The sequence below is a fragment of the Enterococcus sp. AMC1252 genome, from assembly GCF_058216515.1.
In genome coordinates, this window is record NZ_CM177097.1 from 1,075,861 (window position 1) to 1,095,151 (window position 19,291).

General features: G+C 36.3%; 13 protein-coding genes. 9 read left to right on the forward strand and 4 right to left on the reverse strand.

Annotated features, from left to right (window positions below; genetic code table 11):
- The first annotated feature begins 321 nt into the window (after positions 1-321).
- From AC4BB5_RS04985 to AC4BB5_RS05015, 7 genes are all read left to right on the forward strand, one after another.
- Positions 322-1,530, forward strand: a complete 1,209-nt coding sequence (locus AC4BB5_RS04985) for a pyridoxal-phosphate-dependent aminotransferase family protein (RefSeq protein ID WP_490458274.1) — start codon at positions 322-324, stop codon at positions 1,528-1,530.
- Between the two features lie 213 nt (positions 1,531-1,743).
- Entirely contained in the window at positions 1,744-3,012 is a 1,269-nt protein-coding gene (locus tag AC4BB5_RS04990; RefSeq protein ID WP_490458275.1) for an MFS transporter, read from the forward strand.
- 71 nt (positions 3,013-3,083) lie between these two features.
- Positions 3,084-4,304, forward strand: a complete 1,221-nt coding sequence (locus AC4BB5_RS04995; RefSeq protein ID WP_490458276.1) for a dicarboxylate/amino acid:cation symporter — start codon at positions 3,084-3,086, stop codon at positions 4,302-4,304.
- Between the two features lie 175 nt (positions 4,305-4,479).
- Positions 4,480-5,940, forward strand: coding sequence for an allantoin permease (gene allW / locus AC4BB5_RS05000; RefSeq protein ID WP_490458277.1), 1,461 nt, complete (start codon positions 4,480-4,482; stop codon positions 5,938-5,940).
- Between the two features lie 86 nt (positions 5,941-6,026).
- A complete protein-coding gene (gene allB / locus AC4BB5_RS05005) occupies positions 6,027-7,394 on the forward strand; it encodes an allantoinase AllB (RefSeq protein WP_490458278.1) in 1,368 nt (455 codons plus the stop codon).
- Positions 7,395-7,528: 134 nt separating this feature from the next.
- A complete protein-coding gene (locus AC4BB5_RS05010; RefSeq protein WP_490458279.1) occupies positions 7,529-8,764 on the forward strand; it encodes an MFS transporter in 1,236 nt (411 codons plus the stop codon).
- 167 nt (positions 8,765-8,931) lie between these two features.
- Entirely contained in the window at positions 8,932-10,263 is a 1,332-nt protein-coding gene (locus AC4BB5_RS05015; RefSeq protein WP_490458280.1) for a hypothetical protein, read from the forward strand.
- Positions 10,264-10,341: 78 nt separating this feature from the next.
- On the opposite strand, the gene AC4BB5_RS05020 is transcribed toward AC4BB5_RS05015, so the two are convergent.
- The 4 genes from AC4BB5_RS05020 to AC4BB5_RS05035 form a co-directional block, all read right to left on the reverse strand.
- Positions 10,342-11,088 (reverse strand): SDR family NAD(P)-dependent oxidoreductase, encoded by a 747-nt coding sequence (locus AC4BB5_RS05020; RefSeq protein WP_490458281.1) that lies wholly within the window; start codon positions 11,086-11,088, stop codon positions 10,342-10,344.
- Between the two features lie 259 nt (positions 11,089-11,347).
- Positions 11,348-13,270, reverse strand: coding sequence for a PTS fructose transporter subunit IIABC (locus tag AC4BB5_RS05025; protein ID WP_490458282.1), 1,923 nt, complete (start codon positions 13,268-13,270; stop codon positions 11,348-11,350).
- 113 nt (positions 13,271-13,383) lie between these two features.
- Complete coding sequence (pfkB, locus tag AC4BB5_RS05030) at positions 13,384-14,298, reverse strand: 1-phosphofructokinase (protein ID WP_490458283.1); 915 nt, start codon at positions 14,296-14,298, stop codon at positions 13,384-13,386.
- Positions 14,295-15,047 (reverse strand): DeoR/GlpR family DNA-binding transcription regulator, encoded by a 753-nt coding sequence (locus tag AC4BB5_RS05035; RefSeq protein ID WP_490458284.1) that lies wholly within the window; start codon positions 15,045-15,047, stop codon positions 14,295-14,297. Before AC4BB5_RS05035 ends, pfkB begins: the two co-directional genes overlap by 4 nt.
- A 185-nt stretch (positions 15,048-15,232) precedes the next feature.
- On the opposite strand from AC4BB5_RS05035, the gene AC4BB5_RS05040 reads away from it, so the two are divergent.
- A complete protein-coding gene (locus AC4BB5_RS05040) occupies positions 15,233-16,729 on the forward strand; it encodes an alpha-amylase (protein ID WP_490458285.1) in 1,497 nt (498 codons plus the stop codon).
- Positions 16,730-17,027: 298 nt separating this feature from the next.
- The gene (pcrA, locus tag AC4BB5_RS05045) at positions 17,028-19,268 is read left to right on the forward strand and encodes a DNA helicase PcrA (protein ID WP_490459029.1); all 2,241 of its coding nucleotides are present in this window, start codon (positions 17,028-17,030) and stop codon (positions 19,266-19,268) included.
- Positions 19,269-19,291: the final 23 nt, after the last annotated feature.

The following is a 19,291-nucleotide window of genomic DNA, read 5'->3' on the forward strand; positions in this document are numbered from 1 at the left end:
TGGTTCCAACAGAAAAATAGGAAAATAAGAGGGTGGCGCTTTTGGCACATGCCTATTTTATCTTTTTTCTGTCGGAACAAGTCTGCGAAGCTAGATGAATACATGGTAATAACGTTCTGTTTAAGCCATTTGTCATCATGCAATATCAAATCTAACTTTGCTGTACATTTTTACTTATCTCTATTCTAAATGATAGCGCATGCAGATTCAAGAAAGGTTTGTACAGAATAACCGAAAATTCTAATTTTTTATTCAAAAGTGACAATGACTTTTTTATATTAAAGGGTAGGATGAAATTAAAACGGAAAAGAGGAAATAGTTATGTTTTCAGAAATATCTGTACCAAGCAGAACAATCATGACACCAGGACCAGTTGAGGCTCATCCAGTAGCTTTAAGAGCGATGTCTGCTTCTATTTTAGGTCAATTTGATCCAGCCTTTTTACAAATTATGGATGAAGTGAAAGAGATGATCAAGATTCCTTTCGGCACAAAAAATGAGCAAGCATTTGCAATCGACGGAACCTCTCGTTCTGGCTTAGAAGCAGCTTTGATTGCTTTGATCGAACCAGGAGATAAAGTTTTAATTCCGGTATATGGTCGTTTCGCCTATCTTTTAGGTGAAATTTGTGAGCGTGCCAAAGCAGAGATTCATTATCTTGAAAAAGAATGGGACGCGCCATTTGATCAAGAAACAGTCATTGATGAAATTGAAAAATTCCAACCAAAAATTGTTGCTATGGTTCATGGTGAAACAGCTAATGGGCAAATGCAAGCAATGGAAAGGATCGGCCAACACTGCAAAGCAAACGATATCTTCTTTGTTGTAGATATGGTTGCGACTTACGGTGGAGTACCTCTTGAAGTCGATGCATGGGGTGTAGATATCGCTATTGCTGGAACACAGAAATGTGTGAGTGTTCCCTCAGGACTATCTTTAATTACCTATAATGATCGAGTAGAAAAAGTACTTACTAGTCGTTACCAAAAAGAATTAGGATTAAGCAAAGATATTCGCAATGCCAATCACATTAGTAGTAATTACCTTGATTTAAGCCAATTACAGCGCTATTGGAGTGAAGAACGAATCAATCATCATACTGAAGCGACAAGCATGATTTATGGGCTTCACGAAGGCCTTAGAATGATGATCAAAGAAGGTATGGACAATGTCTATGCCCGACATGCACTAAATGACCAGGCAATCGTTGCTGGTATAAAAGCTATGGGCTTAGGTTTTTATGGAGATTTAACAACGAAAATGCCAACAGTTACACCGATTATGATTCCTAAAGGGATTGATGGAGAAAAGGTTCGTGCACTTATGTTGGATGAATTCGCTGTAGAGATTGCTTCTTCTTTCGGGGATTTACAAGGAAAAGTTTGGCGTATAGGTAATATGGGCTATAGTAGTAGAAAATCCAATGTTCTTCATGTATTATCTGCTCTTGAAGGAGCTCTTAACTATTACGGAGCTGATATTTCTAAAGGAGAAGCTGTGAAAGCTGCCTTAACTATATATCGAAAATAAAAATAAAGTTAAATTGTTTGTGTGAAAGAGCAATTGGTTGTTCGCTTTGCACAAACTTTTTAACAAGTTTGTGAAAAATAATGATGCGTGAAAATTTGCTACCGCTTACAATTGAAATGAATAAGAAGTTATTTATCTGTATGTTGGAGATAAAAAAGTGCACAAACATTTTTATTTCTATGCATATAAATGATAACATATGGAGGAAAAGACATGGATGCAAAAAGTAAGGGTTCAGGAATGGATTATTGGAAAAAAATTGTTATTTTGTTATGTGCTGGTTGGGTAACGATATGGGTATATCGTTCAGCTTTATCACCTGCATATCCGCAAATCAATGCTTCGCTTGGTGGTAATATATCCGATACTGCGTTAGGCTTTATTTCAACTTGTTATTTTTTTGGATATGTTGCTATGCAGATTCCAGCAGGATTTTTAGTTGACAAAATAGGTAAGAAAAAAGTATTGATTCCAGGGTTTATTGTTTTTGGTCTTGCTGCTTTCTTGATTTCTCAAGCAACAAGTATCTCAATGATTTATTTTGGTAGTGTCTTGGCAGGTTTAGGCTGTGGTTCTTTCTATGGTTCAGCTTATTCTTTAACATCACAAAATATTCCTAAAGAAAAAAGAAGTTTTTCAACTGCTATTGTAAACAGTGGGTCAGCTGTTGGTTCAGGTTTAGGGTTGATTTTATCTAGTTTCTTAGTAGTTCAATTGCAGTTCCCGTGGCAAACAATGATGTATATCTCAGTTGCATTGATTGTTATTATGCTAATAGCGTTTATTTTAATTATTCGTAATAATAAAGAAGATGCTGAATTTTTAGCACAATCTGAAGCAGCAGAAGCTCCTGAAGTAACAGAAGACGCACCTGTAGTAGAAAAAGAACATGTGTCAATCAAAAAATTATTCGCGCCAAAAATGTTATTCGCTTATATTTTATACTTTGCAACTTGTTACGGCTATTATATGACAGTTACATGGTTACCCAACTTTTTAGGTACTGAAAGAGGTTTTGAAGGAGCTGCTATCGGATTTTCTGCATCATTAGTTGCATTTGCTTCAATCCCAGGAGCATTGTTCTTTAGCCGTTTAGCTGACAAATATATGCATAAAAAAGTACAATTTATTGTGGTTTTAGAACTTCTCGCAGCAGCAATGTTACTGTTTACAGTGCAAGCAACTAATTCAACATTTTTATTGATTAGTTTGATTCTATATGGTTTCCTAGGAAAACTTGCAGTAGAGCCGATTATTATTTCGTGGCTGGGTGAGAATGCGCCGAAAGTTGGAATTGGGACAACACTTGGTGTGTTTAACTTCTTTGGAATGATGTCATCAGTTATTGCACCGACATTAACTGGTTCAATTTCAGATGCGACTGGTTCAAAAGTAATGGGCTTTTATATTTCAGTCATCTTATTAGTAGTTGGGACGATCCTATTCTTATTAGCTAACCTAAATAAAAAGAAAAATGCATAAGTTACACAACAATTCTGATAATTAGATTTGTATGACTTGTTAGTTGGTAGTTTAAAGTGAGGAAGCCAGCCATGAAAAAAATTCGTAATATAAGTATGACAAATCAAGTGATGATAGCGACTATATTAGGGGTTGTAGTGGGAATCATCTTTCAAGAGAAGGTCGAATCGTTCAAAGTTGTAGGGGACTTATTCCTACGTTTGATCCAAATGTCTGTAGTCGTTTTGATCATGGGTGCCGTGATTGAAGCGGTCGGACGTTTGGAAGCAAAAGATCTTGGAAAGATTGGTTTGAAAGTATTTATATGGTTTATGGGGTCAACTGTTTTGGCAGCAGTTATAGGTGTTTTGTTTGGTTTATTGATACAGCCAGGAAAAGGGCTGGAAGTCAGTGGTTTTGAAACTGAAACAATTAAAGCTAGTACAGAAAGTTTACAAGAAATCATTGTTGATTTTATTCCTAAAAATATTATTGAAGCAATGGCGCAAGCGAATATGATACAAGTGATTATCTTTTCTTTACTATTTGGTTTAGCTTTAAGTTTAATTAAAGATAAAGACAAAAATTTGATTTTACTTGATGTTGTTTCGGCTTTTAATAATGTCATTTTAAAAATGGTAACATTGGTTATGAAACTTGCTCCAATCGGAATTTTTTGCTTGATAGCTCCTGTAATAGGGACCATTGGTACAGGTGTTTTGATAACGTTGATGAAATTTTTATTGACACTAGCCATTAGTGCACTCCTATTTTTAGTTGTTTGGTTACTAATAACAGCATTATACTGTAAAGTTAGTGTGAAAAAACTAGCACAAAATATGTGGAGAATGTCAATTGTTGCATTTACAACAACCTCATCGGCTATCACCTTACCTATACAGATTGAAGATGGTCGAGATAAATTAGGCATTAGTGATCGTATTTCAAAATTAGTTATGCCTTTAGGTATGACATTGAACAGTAACGGCTTGGCAATGTTTTTGTCATTAGCCATCGTAACCTTTTCTCAATTTTATAATATTCAAATGGGAGTGGGGGAGCTTATCAAAGCTGTATTGTTATCAACGTTAGCCTGTTTAGGTACGGTTGTCGTACCTGGTGGTGGTTTAGTGGCGTTGGCGACAGTTATGCCTATGCTAGGTTTACCAACAGAAAGCATTGCACTTTTAGCAGGGATCGATTGGTTCTCTGGAATGTTCCGAACATTACTAAATGTGGATGCTGATACAACTGTGGCTTTAATTATTGCGGCAGATGAAAAAGAACTAGATTATGACATATTTAATGCATAGATAAAAATGTTGGAAAAATGAAATAACCCTTGAAAATTGGATTGATTAGCTGATTTTCAAGGGTTATTTTACCTAAGTGCTCTATTTAATAAAAGAATCTTATTACTTGTTACTTGTTGTGTTTTTAATTAAAATTGATCTATATATATGTAAGCGCTTAAAAGGAGGCGAAATAATGGAAAACCAAGATTACCAAATCACGGAAGAAGAACTTCAACGTTATAGAGAACGCGGTTATAGTGAGGATTTACTTCCAAAATCGTTGTCCAAAAGAATGATGGGAAAAATGAACTATTTTACACTATGGATGGGTTCAGTTCATAATATCCCCAATTATACAGCTGTAGGAGGATTTTTATTTTTAGGTCTTTCTCCGATCAATATCATGTTAGCTTTAGTAATTAGTGCTTTGGCAGTTGCTTTGTTTATGACGTTTAATGGACGAGCTGGATCGAAATACGGCATTCCTTTTGCGATTCATTTACGCTCAACGTATGGAGACATCGGTGCAAAACTTCCTGGGTTTCTTAGAGGTTGTGTAGCTGCGATTGCTTGGTTTGGCTTACAAAATTATACTGGTTCGTTGGCGTTGTTGATTTTGATTGGCAAGATTTGGCCAGGCTTTTTAACTCTTGGTGGAGATACGATGATTTTAGGAATCTCTATTCCAGGATTGATTGCATTTACGATTTTTTGGGCAGTTAATATGTTGATTGGTTTTGGTGGAGGAAAGATTTTAAATAAGTTTACAGCGATTTTGAGTCCGCTGATATATATTGTATTTGGTGGAATGGCCATATGGGCGATTGGAGCAGCCGGGGGTTTAGGACCAATTTTAACTTATGATGTTACAGGAGCGACTCATAGTATTTCACCAGTATTTGTTTACTTCATGATCATCAATTCGGTTTTGGCAGTCTGGGCGGCACCAGGAGCAAGTGTGTCAGACTTTACTCAAAATGCGAAATCAACTAGAGACCAAACAATTGGTCAAACAGCTAGTTTTTTGGTTGGATATGGAATTTTTGCCTTCTCGAGTGTTGTGATTTTAATCGGTGGTTCTATCCGATACGGAATTCAAGAGTGGAATATTTTGAACATTGTTGATCGTTGGGATAATTCATTTGCAATCATTATAGCGATGCTAGTATTCTTATTGACAACGGTATCTACAAATGCAACAGGGAATATCATTCCAGCGGCTTATCAGCTTTGCGCATTGTTTCCTAAAAAGATTGACTATAAAAAAGGTGTTTTACTTGCCAGTGTGATCAGTTTTCTAATTATGCCATGGAAACTAATGGAAAATGCTGATAGTATTTTTATTTTCCTAAATACTATTGGTGCAGTATTAGGTCCAGTTGCAGGAACGATGATTGCTAATTACTATTTTGTTCAAAAGCAGAAGATCGATTTAAATCAATTGTATATGGATCAACAGGCTGATAATAGTCATAATATTTACAAAGGTTTAAATAAGCCAGCTTATGCTGCAACAGTTGTGGCATTGGTTATTTGTTTGAGTGGTAATTTCATTCCAGCTTTAAAAGTGATTTCAGATATTTCTTGGATATCCGGCTTTGTGTCAGCTTTCGTTTTGTATCTGGCGTTAAGGAAATTATTTGATAAAAAATAATGATAAGGTAGAGTGAACGGTTTTTATTGTATATTATTTAGCTACGCAGTGAACCTGTTTAGCTTTTAAATTTAGGAGGAAAGCAAATGAGTTACGATTTAATGATTAAAAATGGTTTAGTTATTTTGGAATCAGGGGAAGTCAAAACGGATGTTGCTGTAAAAGATGGAGTGATTGTAGCAGTTGGAAATGATTTAGGAGAAGCGGATAAAGTTATTGATGCATCAGGCTTAGTTGTTAGTCCTGGTATGGTGGATGCCCATGTACACATTACTGATCCTGGTGGTGGGTATCGTGATCAATGGGAAGGGTATATCACAGGTACGGCTTCTTGTGCAAAAGGAGGGGTAACATCGTTTATGGAGATGCCATTAAACCAAGTACCTGCTACGGTCGATGGCAAGTCATTAGAAATCAAATATAACGCAGGCAAAGGGAAATTAAAATCCGATGTCGGTTCATTTGGTGGTTTGGTCCCATTTAATCTTGAAGGGGGAATTCAAGAGTTAGATGATGGCGGTGTGGCGGCATATAAGTGTTTCATGGCAACTTGTGGTGACCGAAGTATTGATGGTGATTTTATGAATGTCGATGATTATTCTCTTTACGAAGGAATGAAACAAGTTGCTAAGACTGGAAAGGTTCTAGCAATTCATGCGGAAAATGCTGCAATTACAGACAAATTAGGCGAGATTGCCTATAAAAATGGAGAAACAACGTTGAAAGCCTACGTTGAAAGCCGTCCAGTCTTCACTGAAGTTGAACCTATTCGCAGAGCGATTTTATTGGCTAAAGAAACGGGCTGTCGTATCCATATTTGCCATATTGCCTGTCCAGAAGGTGTAGAAGAAGTCACAAAGGCAAGAAGGTCTGGTGTTGATGTAACGTGTGAAACGTGTACCCACTATCTTTACTTTGATACAGATGAATTAGATGCAATCGGTCCAGTCGTAAAATGCTCACCGCCGATTCGTGATAAAGAAAATCAAAATGGTATGTGGGAAAAAGTTTTATCAGGAGAAATTGATTTTGTAACTTCTGACCATTCACCGTGTACACCTGATTTAAAAGATAAAGACAATGCGTTTGAAGCGTGGGGCGGAATCTCTGGGGTTCAAAATAATGTAGATGTTTTATTTGATGAAGGGGTTCAAAAAAGAGGAATGTCATTGAAGCAATTTGCTGATATTATTGCGACAAATCCAGCTGATCGATATAATTTGGATCAAAAGGGTCGAATTAGTGTTGGAAAAGATGCTGACTTTGTTTTAATTAAACCAAATGCACCGTATACATTAAAAGCAGAGGATTTGGAATACCGTAATAAAATCAGTCCTTATATCGGACGCGAAATAGGTGCTCAAGTTATACAAACTGTTTTAAGAGGGCATGTTATCTATACAAAAGAAGCAGGTGTTTCAGCTGATTTCGTTGGTGCATTTATCAAGAAGTAATTAAATTAATAGTGTAACAGAGTGATCAGACATGAAAATATTCATTTTTATTGTCTGATCTTTCTTCATTTTGCGAAAAAGAATAGAAAAGCGACTCATTTAGCGATTTAGCCTAATAAAGGAGAGCGTGAACTATGAATGAAAGAAAAAGACTGAATGGACAAACTCCGTATTGGAAACAAATCATTTATATCCTGACGATTGGCTGGATCGTTATTTGGATTTATCGAACAGTTTTGACCCCTATTTATCCGATTATTAGTGCTTACTTTGGTGGTGCAACTGATGCTCAGCTGGGTCATATTTCAAGTTTTTATTTTTTAGGGTATGTTTGTATGCAAATACCTTCAGGAATGTTAGTTGATAAATTAGGCAAAAAACAAATTCTGATTCCTGGCTTTTTATTATTTGGTTTAGGAGCATTGATTGTCGGTTTGGCACAAAATATGGGGGTCGTTTTTATCGGCAGTGTTTTAGCGGGTCTAGGTTGCGGTACATATTATGGTGTAGCTTATTCGTTGACTGCGGAATATGTGCCAGTATCTAAAAGAAGCCTCTCAACGGCAATTGTCAATAGTGGTACAGCAATCGGTAGCGGATTAGGATTAATATCTTCCAGTTATTTAGTTGGAACTGGACTATTACCTTGGCAAGCGTTGATCTTTGCCACGATTGCGCTGATTCTCTTATCAGTAGTTATGTTTTTTCATTTTATTCGATTGGAAAAACCTAAAAAAACAATCAATTCACAATCGGAGATGAAAAAACGAACGTCAATCAAAGCCCTTTTCAAACCTAGAATGATTTCTGCGTATATACTTTATTTTTCAACTTTGTACACGTATTATTTGATTGATACATGGCTACCTAATTTTTTAGAAACGGAAAAAGCCTTTTCAGGAACTTCAGTAGGGCTAGCTTCGTCATTGGTATTTTTTACAGCAATACCAGGTGCACTTATTTTTAGTCGGATCGCAGACAGAATTCCTATGAAGAAAGTCCAACTAATTATCTTGCTTGAACTGTTAGCTGCTAGTGTATTGTTTTTTACTGTCACGACAACAAATCAGACAATTTTAGTCTTAGGCATTATGGCATACGGTTTTTTTGGAAAATTAGCTGTCGAACCGATTATCATTTCATGGTTGGGAGAATCAGCACCTAAAGGCAGTATTGCTACGATGTATGGAGTATTTAATTTCTTTGGTATGTCGGCTTCGGTTATTGTGCCTTCATTGACAGGTAAAATTTCTGATATCACTGGTTCAAAACTGTATGCCTTTTATTTAGCAATTTTAATTATAGGGATTGGAACGTTGTCTTTTTATTTGATTAATCGTATCGTTGGAGATGAAAATAAATTAGCGTAATAGTACCTATCTAAGAAAGACAGCTGACTTCTCTCTAATTCTTCTGAATTGGAAGAAATAAGCTGTCTTTTTTATGTTTTAAATCCAATTTTATATTTCTGGAAGTATATTAGATGAAGTCTACCTTTATTTTCGTTATACTTATCTAAAGGAATGGGGTGGAGTAAATGAAAAAAACTGAGAAAATATATATGGTGGCTTCTCGGGCCGATTTTTCTTTAGAAACGTTGAAGCAGGATGTTTTTGATTGGTTAAGTTTTTTACGTATTGTGACAATACCTGAAACTTATCATTTTGGGGATGAAAAAATACAAACGTTTGATTTGCCGACAATCATTCATCGGATTCAACAACTTACAAAAGAAGAAAATTTATGGATTAAAGTGAACAGTCAAGGCGGAGAATTTCAGCTTCATATTTCTAAGTTAAATCTTCACGAACGGACGATTCTAGATGGCAGTATTTTTCTAGAAAATAAAGCGATGATTGAAGATTATTGCGACACCCGAATGGTTAAAAATGGCATCTATGGATATATTCGCTCACTAGATGAGTATTTGTATAATAATGTTGAATCGATTGAAAAAAGAACGTTTGAAACGGATAGTGAAATTGCTAAACTTCCAAAGCGGTATAATAACGATAAAACAGTAATCATTGATTGTAATCATTTAGCGGGCTACGATCTTTATTTTAAAGGTTTGTGTCTAACTTCATGTTGGAAAATGTATTATTCAAGTCTTTACTATCAAATTATTCCTAAGCCGATTTTTTTGGAAGTACAACAAGTCCAAGCAGTGGATGAGATTGATAATCAAGTGGTTAAAGTAACCTTATTCAATGACCCTTTCAAGTGGGAGATACCGGTAAACCAAAAATATCAGCGCTTATTTAGGGATCAAATGGGCTTTGATCAATTGGCATGGAATAATGGAACGGGGGTCTTACGTCCTCCTTATATTGAATATGCTTTCGTTGAGGATGTTACACAGACGGTTCAATACCAAAATAGTTATTATCAACCGGTTGAAAAGAAAAATGCAACATATTTTGTTACTAGAAGCTATGATAAGCTTCACCAAAAATATGTAGTAAACCGTACAAGAGGAATATTGAATGCACAAGCTTACTTTCCATGGATAGATGAGAAGAGCCGAAAAATGATGAATTATCGTGTATTAAATCCAGAAATGGCAATCGACGAAGGACTTTCGGCTTACGAGTTTTATATAAGACAGTTTCTAGAAATCGATGTCTTGGATAAAAAATATGATGATTTTATCTCTGTCTTACGATTTTATCTACCCAAAGAAGCAATGAAGCAACTTCCCTTGGAGGCTTTATGGGATAATTTATTTGATGTAAACATTAGTAATTTGAAACAAAAAGAAGCCTCTACACGATTTGATCTGAAAAAGGCTAAGAATCATCTAAGGGTTGTATTTTTAGATTCTAGCTATTTAGAAACGATGAATCAAACGATCGATATCAGTGAATAGGTATTTAGTAAAAGTATAAGGTCAGGCATCTAACGATTATCGTTAGATGCCTGACCTTTAAAATTTAAATAAGTGGTTTTATAAAACCACTCTATCGCCATCAATTACCAGTTCCGCACCAGTCACAAAACTAGCTTCGTCACATGCCAGATAAATAATTCCATTAGCGATATCAGTAGGTTTGCCCAAATAAGGAAATTGGACAGATTTTTTATAATTAGGTCGGATATTAGGGAATGTTGTTTCTATCATGGGTGTATCAATAATACCAGGACAAATCGAGTTGACTCGAATGTTATGCTTGGCATATTCAAATGCAGCATCGAGTGAAATAGAGCGAATTACGTCTTTCGCTGCAACATATGGACTACTATTAGGCAATCCAGCTAAACCTTCTAATGATGAGATGTTGATTATTGATCCACCACCATTTTTTATCATTAGTGGAATCACTTCATTCAAGCCATATATAAGGCTATTCACATCGACTGCTTGAATTTTGTTCCAATCCTCAGTTGATAGATCCAAAATCATTTTTGGAGAGGAAATCCCAGCGTTATTGACTAAAACATCGATATTTCCGTAGTTAAGAATCGTGTCAGAAATGACCTTTCGCCAACTTTCTGCAGAACTTACGTCATGGTGAAAAGTAGCTACAATTCCTTCAGTTTGACGTGTTTGCGAAATAACAGTAGAGAGTCTATCTAGGTGTTTACTGGTACAAACAACAATTGCTCCTTCTTTAGCAGCTAATCTAGCGGTTGTAGCACCAATGCTGCTGTCGCTTTCTGTAATCAATATGACCTTACCTAATAATCTGTTCATATAAAAAAACCGCTATAATGAAAAATCATTATAGTTATCCTTCCTGATTATTCTGAAAAATGATTGCATTACTTGTAAATAATTCTACTATGTAAAAGTTGAGTATTTCTTATGTATAAGTTTAATATAGAAAATTTTTAAAAGCGAATGATATAAACCAAAAATCCCAAGTTTTTCATTCCACAAAAAATCCTCAAATGAATAAGAGCGAACTCGTCACCATTTGAGGATTGATAGTACCGTTTGATCAATTTAGAAGTTATTGTGGAACTGGTTTTTTAACAATCCCTAAAATGATGGCAGACACAACTGCACCAATTGCAATAAAGGCCAAGTATAAAAGGGGATGACTTAGTAAAAGTGCCACAAAAATACCACCATGAGGAGCTAATAAACGAATTCCAAAGCCGCCGACTAAACCACCTGCTAATGCAGATCCGACAACGAAACTTGGAATAACACGCAAGGGATCCGCTGCAGCAAAAGGAATTGCCCCTTCAGTTACAAACGATAAGCCCATTACTAAGTTTGTTAAACCAGCATCTTTTTGGTCTTTCGTAAATTTATTTTTAAAGACCAAAGTTGCGATAAAAATAGCTAAAGGAGGAACCATACCACCAGCCATAACAGACGCCATAATGATACTACCGCCTTCTGTAACAGTTGCAGCAATCGACGCTGTACCAAATACGTAAGCAGCTTTGTTGATTGGACCACCTAAATCAATAGCCATCATACCACCAAGTAACGCACCTAAAAGTGCCGCATTTGTTCCATCTAGACTTAACAAGAAGGTATTTAAACCATCATTGATGACTTTCATTGGAACATTGACTAACAGCATCAAACCACCAGTAATCAGTAGACCGAAAACGGGGTAAAATAAAATCGTTTTGATACCATCAAGGGATTTAGGTAAACCTTTGAAGAGTTTCTTCAAGAAAATAATGACATATCCAGCTAAGAATCCGCCGACCAAAGCACCGAGGAAACCAGCGCCACCTGTATTGGCTAACGCACCAGCAGCAAAACCTACGATTAATCCTGGGCGATCAGCAATACTTGAAGCAATAAATCCAGCTAAAACTGGTAACATAAAGCCAAACGCAGCACCACCAATTTGATTGAACCAAGAAGCTGCTTCATTATAATTACCAAGCATACTTAATTTATCTTGAGGAACACCGATAAATTGATCGATCATAAATGAAAGAGCAATGGCGATTCCACCACCGATAACGAATGGGAGCATATGTGAAACACCATTCATTAAATCTTTATAAATTCTTGAACCGACTGAACCGTCGGCTGATCCATCTTCTTCATTTGAATCTGATTCTGAACTGTGGAATGTTGGAGCTGTACCACTAGTTGCTAGTGTAATTAATTCTTCTGTTTTACGAATACCATCACTTACTGGACGGTTTACTAATTCTTTTCCGTCAAAACGATTCATTTCAACTTTTTTATCAGCAGCAACGATTACGCCATCAGCACGAGCAATATCTTCTGCTGTTAGGCGATTCTTGATTCCTTCCGAACCATTTGTTTCGACTTTGATATCGATTCCCATTTCTTTGGCTTTTTTCTTTAATGCATCTTCAGCCATATAGGTATGGGCAATTCCAGTTGGACAAGCGGTAACAGCAACGACAAATTTACGATTGTCATTTTGATCGTCTTTAGATGCATCTTTTAATTGTTCTTGTTTTTCTTCAGCTTCCTTCGCTTTTTCAGCAGATTGAAATAGATTTTGAACATCTTCTGGTGTTTTCGTTTCTTTTAATTTTGCGACAAAATCAGGGTCGATCAATAGTCGAGATAAGGCAGCTAATGCTTGTAAATGTGTATCATTAGCACCCTCTGGAGCAGCAATCATAAAGAATAAGTAAGTTGGTTGTCCATCTAACGCTTCGTAATCAACACCTGTGCTACTTTTGGCGAATAGGACAGTTGCTTCTTTGACAGCATTATTTTTAGCATGTGGCATAGCGATCCCATCACCAAGACCAGTTGAAGTTTGGGCTTCACGAGCTAAAATTCCTTCTTTGTAAGTATTGATATCAGAAATTCTGCCACCATCATACATTTTTTGAACCATTTCATCGATTGCAGCCTTTTTATCAGTTGCTTGCAAGTCCATGATCATAACTTCTTTGACTAGTAAGTCTTTGATGTTCATTGTTTTTCCTCCTAATATATAAGTAACAACGTTCCGTTTCGTTTCACTTTGTACTTCTCAACAGTAATTCATTGAAATTAGCTAAAGTACAATAAGTTGAGTATCATACAAGGCTAATTGAGTTTTTCAATTACTACTTCTGAAATAAGCTCATTGATTAGATCAATGGATGCTAAATCGTCTGAAAAAGCAGTAGCACTGCCGCAAGCAACACCCCATTTGAACGCATCAAGAGGGTCATTATTTTTGGCAAACGTACCTACGAATCCTGCTATCATGGAGTCTCCAGCGCCAACGGAATTTTTTAATGGTCTTTTTAGGACGTTTGAGCGGTAGGTACCATCTTTAGTGAAAAGTAACGCACCTTCTCCCGCCATTGAGATGATCACATGTTTGGCACCATCTTTTAACAAACGTTCTCCAAATGGCAAGATATCATCTATTGAATTAAATTTTGCGTCAAACAATTCGGCTAGCTCATGGTTGTTCGGTTTGATAAGCAACGGTTTTTGTGGTAAAGCATTTAGTAAGTCTTTACCAGTTGTATCAATGACAAATTCAGCATGTTTGTCTTTAATGATTTGGATTAATTCTTCATAAAAGCCGCTTCGTAAAGTTGCAGGTGTACTTCCGGATAAAACAACAATGTCATTAGCTGAAATCATGCTTAATGTTTGTTTTAATTCCTGCATCTCCTTGTTGCTGATAGTAGGACCTAAGCCGTTGATTTCAGTCTCAGTTTCTGATTTTAACTTGATATTGATTCGTGTATCTTCTTGGACAGCCGTAAATTTTGTTTGAATCTGTTCAGCTGAAAGCCAGTCAGAAATAAAATTTCCAGTAAAACCACCTAAAAATCCTAGGGCCGTTGATTCTGCATTGATTCTTTTTAGAATTCTGGAAACATTGATGCCTTTGCCTCCAGGTAACTTAAAGTCTTTGGTCATTCGATTTAAATCACCTAATGTAAGACCTTCTACATGAACAATATAGTCAATTGAAGGATTTAATGTCACTGTGTATATCATTGTATTGCCTCCTTGATCGTTGTTTTTTTCTGAAATTGTTCAAGTAATTCTGGTGAACAATGATTGATCAAAAGTGTCACATCTTCAAGATCAGTTACCTTTGTGAAGGTAACCTTATTTAATTTCGTTTGGTCGATTAAAACGTAAGCTTCTTCTGCTTGTGCAATAGCCAAACGTTTTAATGCTGCCTCTTCAGGATCGGGTGTTGTCAAACCAAATTCAAGATGAGCACCATTCATGCCCATAAATACTTTGTTAAAACGAAAATGACTGAGTTGCTCCATACCAGTGGAACCAGTGATTGCCTTAGTTGATAGTTTTAGTGATCCGCCAAGGATAATGGTATTAATATTCAAATCACCAAGTTTAGCAGCGTGATGAACAGAATTTGTAACAACTGTGATATTTTTTTCTGCTAAAAAAGGTAACATTTCTAAAGTAGTCGATCCTGCATCCAGATAAATAACGTCACCATCGTGAACAAATTGTGCAGCTAACGACGCAATCACTTTTTTTTCTTGCGTGTTTTTGACTGATTTTTCAGTCATATCTTGTTCAAATCCTAAATTTAAAATTCGTTTCGCTCCACCATGGATACGCTCCAATAAATCTGCGTCTTCAAGTTCTTGTAAATCTCGACGAATAGTTGATTCAGATGCATTTAGAAGTATGGATAATTCCTGTGATTTAACGACGGATTGTTGATCCAATAATCGTAAAATAGCTTGATGTCTTTCTTCTGTAAGCATTTTCACACCTCTTTCCGATGATTATAATAGCACATTTGATTTTCCGACGCAATTAAAAACGGTCAAAAACGATCAAAAATGTTTTAAAACGTTCATCTTACAGAAATAAAATTAGGAAATCTATTATTTGACAAAGAGGTTTGTTCTTTGGCTTAATGAAGTTAAGGTAAATCGGAGGGATACGTATGAATAATCGTACAATATTGCAAGGGTTTGAATGGAACTTGCCAGCAGACGGTCAACATTGGGATCGTTTGACTCATTTAGCAGAAGAATTACATAAAAAAGGAATCAATGGAGTTTGGCTTCCTCCGGCCTATAAAGGTGCAAATGGGCTAGAAGATGTCGGCTATGCGCCGTATGATTTATACGATTTGGGGGAGTTTGATCAAAAAGGAACGATACCAACTAAGTACGGTACTATAGAAGAGTATTTAACTTGTGTCAGAGTATTAAAAAAAAATGGAATGGAAGTGTACGGAGATATTGTTTTTGATCATTTTATGGGGGCGGATGAAGAAGAGAATGTTTCAGCAATAAAGTATCGTTCTGATAATCGTAACGAGGCACTAAGTGGGGAAAAAGAAATTTCAGCGTGGACAAAATTCATTTTCCCTGGTAGAAATCAAAAATATAATGATTACGTCTGGACTTGGAAAAATTTCTCTGGTGTTGATTTTGATGATCGAAGAAAAGATCACGGGATTTTCAACTTTAAAGGGAAAGGTTGGGATGAAGAAGTTGATAATGAAAATGGTAATTATGATTATTTGATGGGATGTAATTTGGATATGGAATATCCTGAAACTGTAGAGCAGTTAAATAAGTGGGGGCAGTGGTATCAAGAGTTGACTGATCTAGATGGCTATCGTTTAGATGCAGTGAAACATATTCAATTTAATTATTTTGTGGACTGGTTATTAAATAGAAGGAAAGAAAAAGGCAAAGAGTTATTTGTGGTTGGTGAATATTGGAATGGGGAACTTGAAAAATTGACGAATTATATCGATAGTTCAGGAAACCTAATATCTTTATTTGATGTTCCTTTACATTATCATTTTTACGAAGCAGCAAATTCTGACGGACACTACGATATGAGAAATATCTTTGAAGGAACCTTGGCTAAAGAGCGTTCAGAATGGGCAGTGACTTTCGTTGATAATCATGATACTCAGAAAGGTCAAAGTTTAGAATCTTGGGTCGATGGTTGGTTTAAGGTCCATGCTTATGCATTGATTTTATTGAGGAAAGCTGGAACTCCAGTCGTTTTTTGGGGAGATTTGTTTGGAATTCCATCCCAAGGCGTGGATGCAGTCGGAAAAGATTTGGAATTATTATTAACCATTCGTGGACGCTTAGCTTATGGAAGTGAAATGGATTACTTTGACGATCCTAATGTCATTGGCTGGATCAGAACGGGGACGTTTGATCGAGAAAAATCAGGTTATGCTGTAGTAATGACGAATGCTCAAGCGGGTAAAAAAACGATGACGATCAGTGCTGTTCATGCAGGAAAAGTGTTCGTTGATATTTTGAGAAATAATAATGCTAAGGTAACTTTAGATGAAACTGGGGCTGGGGTATTTCCTGTAAATGGGGGAGAAATCTCTGTTTATGTGAATGAAGAGATCGTAGATAAATTGAGTAGTGGAATCGACAGTTTAGATTCGGAATATAAATAGTTGAAAAAATAGTTTTTTTTCAATGAATTTACAGTTTCACTGTTTAACGGAGTGAGTGGATTGTAATTCCTAAATAATGTACAAAGATGTTTGATCATAAGGCCTCACTCTTCGTTGAGTGAGTTTTTTTGTTCCCGTTTGAGATATAAAAAAACACATTAAGTAAGGTTGAATAGTCACTAAAATGATCATTATCCAAAAAGAAAATATTGTTGCATGAATTCCATCATTATTAAAGAATTTTCCTTCTATTTTTGGTATAATGTATAAGATTGAAAAAAGAGAGAGGACGTTGATGATGGCACAAGAAAACGCCTTGATCCAAGGTATGAACCCGAGACAAAAAGAAGCCGTTCTACATACAGAAGGGCCTTTATTAGTTATGGCGGGCGCAGGCAGTGGAAAGACAAGAGTATTAACTCACCGCATTGCCTATTTAATTGAAGAAAAAGATGTTAATCCATGGAATATTTTGGCAATCACATTTACCAATAAAGCCGCAAAAGAAATGAGAGAGCGGGTTGGGAAGTTATTAGAAGTTGGCGGAAATGATGTTTGGGTCTCCACTTTTCACTCAATGTGTGTACGGATCTTACGTCGAGATGTTGATCACATAGGTTATAATCGTAATTTCACGATCATTGATACTTCTGAGCAACGGACATTGATGAAAAGAATCCTAAATGAGCTGAATATTGATGCGAAAAAATACGATCCCCGCTCAATTCTAGGTACGATCAGTAACGCTAAAAATGAGTTGCAGACACCGGAAAAAGTAGAAGAGCTGCAAGGAACACCTTATGAGGAAGTTGTTGCAAAATGTTATAAGTTGTATCAAAAAGAATTGAGAAATAATCAATGTATGGATTTCGATGACTTGATCATGAATACAATTCGTTTATTTAATGAGCATCCAGATTCGTTGACGTATTATCAAAATAAATTCCATTATATCCATGTAGATGAGTATCAAGATACCAACCATGCTCAGTACACTTTAGTGAATATGTTAGCAGAACGTTTTAAAAATTTATGTGTTGTGGGTGATGCTGACCAAAGTATTTATGGTTGGCGTGGTGCGGATATGCAGAATATCTTAGATTTTGAAAAGGATTATCCCGATGCTTCTGTCATCATGCTGGAACAAAATTACCGCTCAACCAAAAAAATCTTGGATGCAGCGAATAATGTAATCAAAAACAATCGCAATCGTCGTGACAAGCAATTGTGGACAGAAAATACTGATGGAGAAAAAATCGTTTATTATCGAGGCGATAACGAACGAGATGAAACTCAGTTTATTGTAGGACAGATTCAAAAAGAAATGCGCGAAAGAGACCGTATTTATGGAGACTTTGCTGTCTTGTATCGTACGAATGCGCAGTCTCGTGTAATGGAAGAAATGCTGTTGAAATCAAATATTCCTTACACAATGGTCGGCGGACACAAGTTCTACGATCGTAAAGAGATCAAAGATATTCTAGGCTACTTAAACATTATCTCCAACTCGATGGATTCACTTAGTTTTGAACGAGTAGTCAACGAACCAAAACGAGGCATTGGCAAAAGCTCTGTTGAAAAATTAAGAAGTTTTTCTCAGATGCATGGTTGGTCATTATTGGAAGCTTCGCAGAATGTAGATTTGGCAAATATTTCAGGAAAAGCTGGCAAAGAGTTAGGCAGCTTTGGCATGATGATTCAAGATTTGACACAGATGATTCCTTATTTAACAATTACTGAATTGGTGAAAGAAGTGCTGGAACGCAGCGGTTATCGTGAAGAATTAGTCAGACAAAATAATTTAGAATCTCAAGCACGCTTAGAAAACTTGGATGAATTTTTAACAGTTACTCAAGAATTTGATAAACGTTATGAACGCCAAGACGAAGAAGAAGCCGATGCGCCAGATGAAAAATTAGCTGTTTTCTTAAATGATCTAGCGCTAGTTTCAGATTTAGATAATTTAGAAGAAAGTACTTCTCAAGTGACCTTGATGACTTTACATGCGGCAAAAGGACTTGAATTTCCTGTTGTATTTTTGATTGGATTAGAAGAAGGAGTCTTCCCGCTCTCTCGTGCAATGCTAGAAGAAAGTGAACTAGAAGAAGAACGTCGTCTTGCATATGTGGGTATTACCCGTGCTGAAGAAGTATTATATATATCTAATGCTTTTTCTCGAACTTTATATGGGAAAACGCAATACAATCGTCCAAGCCGTTTCTTAGATGAAATCGATGAAGAGTTATTAGATTTACAAGGTTCGATTGCTTCACCTAAAGCACCAGCTAGAACGTTTGAACCAAAAGTGTTTAAACCAGCTTATGCGCAGCCAACAAAGCAACCTGTAACGGATAAAGTTGAGAGCGGTGGGGAATCAATGTCTTGGCAAGCTGGAGATAAAGTCAGACATAAAGCGTGGGGTACAGGTACAGTCGTTCGAGTTGGCGGTACTGCTAAAGACCTTGAACTGGATGTAGCTTTTCCAGAAAAAGGAATCAAGCGCTTATTAGCTGCATTTGCTCCGATTGAAAAAATATAAGTGCGGTAAAGAGTGCCTCAATC

Bases quoted from the DNA above. Each gene is read 5' to 3' on its own strand.
- AC4BB5_RS04985 (WP_490458274.1), top strand. From the start codon at position 322: ATGTTTTCAGAAATATCTGTACCAAGCAGAACAATCATGACACCAGGA.
- AC4BB5_RS04990 (WP_490458275.1), top strand. From the start codon at position 1,744: ATGGATGCAAAAAGTAAGGGTTCAGGAATGGATTATTGGAAAAAAATT.
- AC4BB5_RS04995 (WP_490458276.1), top strand. From the start codon at position 3,084: ATGAAAAAAATTCGTAATATAAGTATGACAAATCAAGTGATGATAGCG.
- allW (WP_490458277.1), top strand. From the start codon at position 4,480: ATGGAAAACCAAGATTACCAAATCACGGAAGAAGAACTTCAACGTTAT.
- allB (WP_490458278.1), top strand. From the start codon at position 6,027: ATGAGTTACGATTTAATGATTAAAAATGGTTTAGTTATTTTGGAATCA.
- AC4BB5_RS05010 (WP_490458279.1), top strand. From the start codon at position 7,529: ATGAATGAAAGAAAAAGACTGAATGGACAAACTCCGTATTGGAAACAA.
- AC4BB5_RS05015 (WP_490458280.1), top strand. From the start codon at position 8,932: ATGAAAAAAACTGAGAAAATATATATGGTGGCTTCTCGGGCCGATTTT.
- AC4BB5_RS05020 (WP_490458281.1), bottom strand. From the start codon at position 11,088: ATGAACAGATTATTAGGTAAGGTCATATTGATTACAGAAAGCGACAGC.
- AC4BB5_RS05025 (WP_490458282.1), bottom strand. From the start codon at position 13,270: ATGAACATCAAAGACTTACTAGTCAAAGAAGTTATGATCATGGACTTG.
- pfkB (WP_490458283.1), bottom strand. From the start codon at position 14,298: ATGATATACACAGTGACATTAAATCCTTCAATTGACTATATTGTTCAT.
- AC4BB5_RS05035 (WP_490458284.1), bottom strand. From the start codon at position 15,047: ATGCTTACAGAAGAAAGACATCAAGCTATTTTACGATTATTGGATCAA.
- AC4BB5_RS05040 (WP_490458285.1), top strand. From the start codon at position 15,233: ATGAATAATCGTACAATATTGCAAGGGTTTGAATGGAACTTGCCAGCA.
- pcrA (WP_490459029.1), top strand. From the start codon at position 17,028: ATGGCACAAGAAAACGCCTTGATCCAAGGTATGAACCCGAGACAAAAA.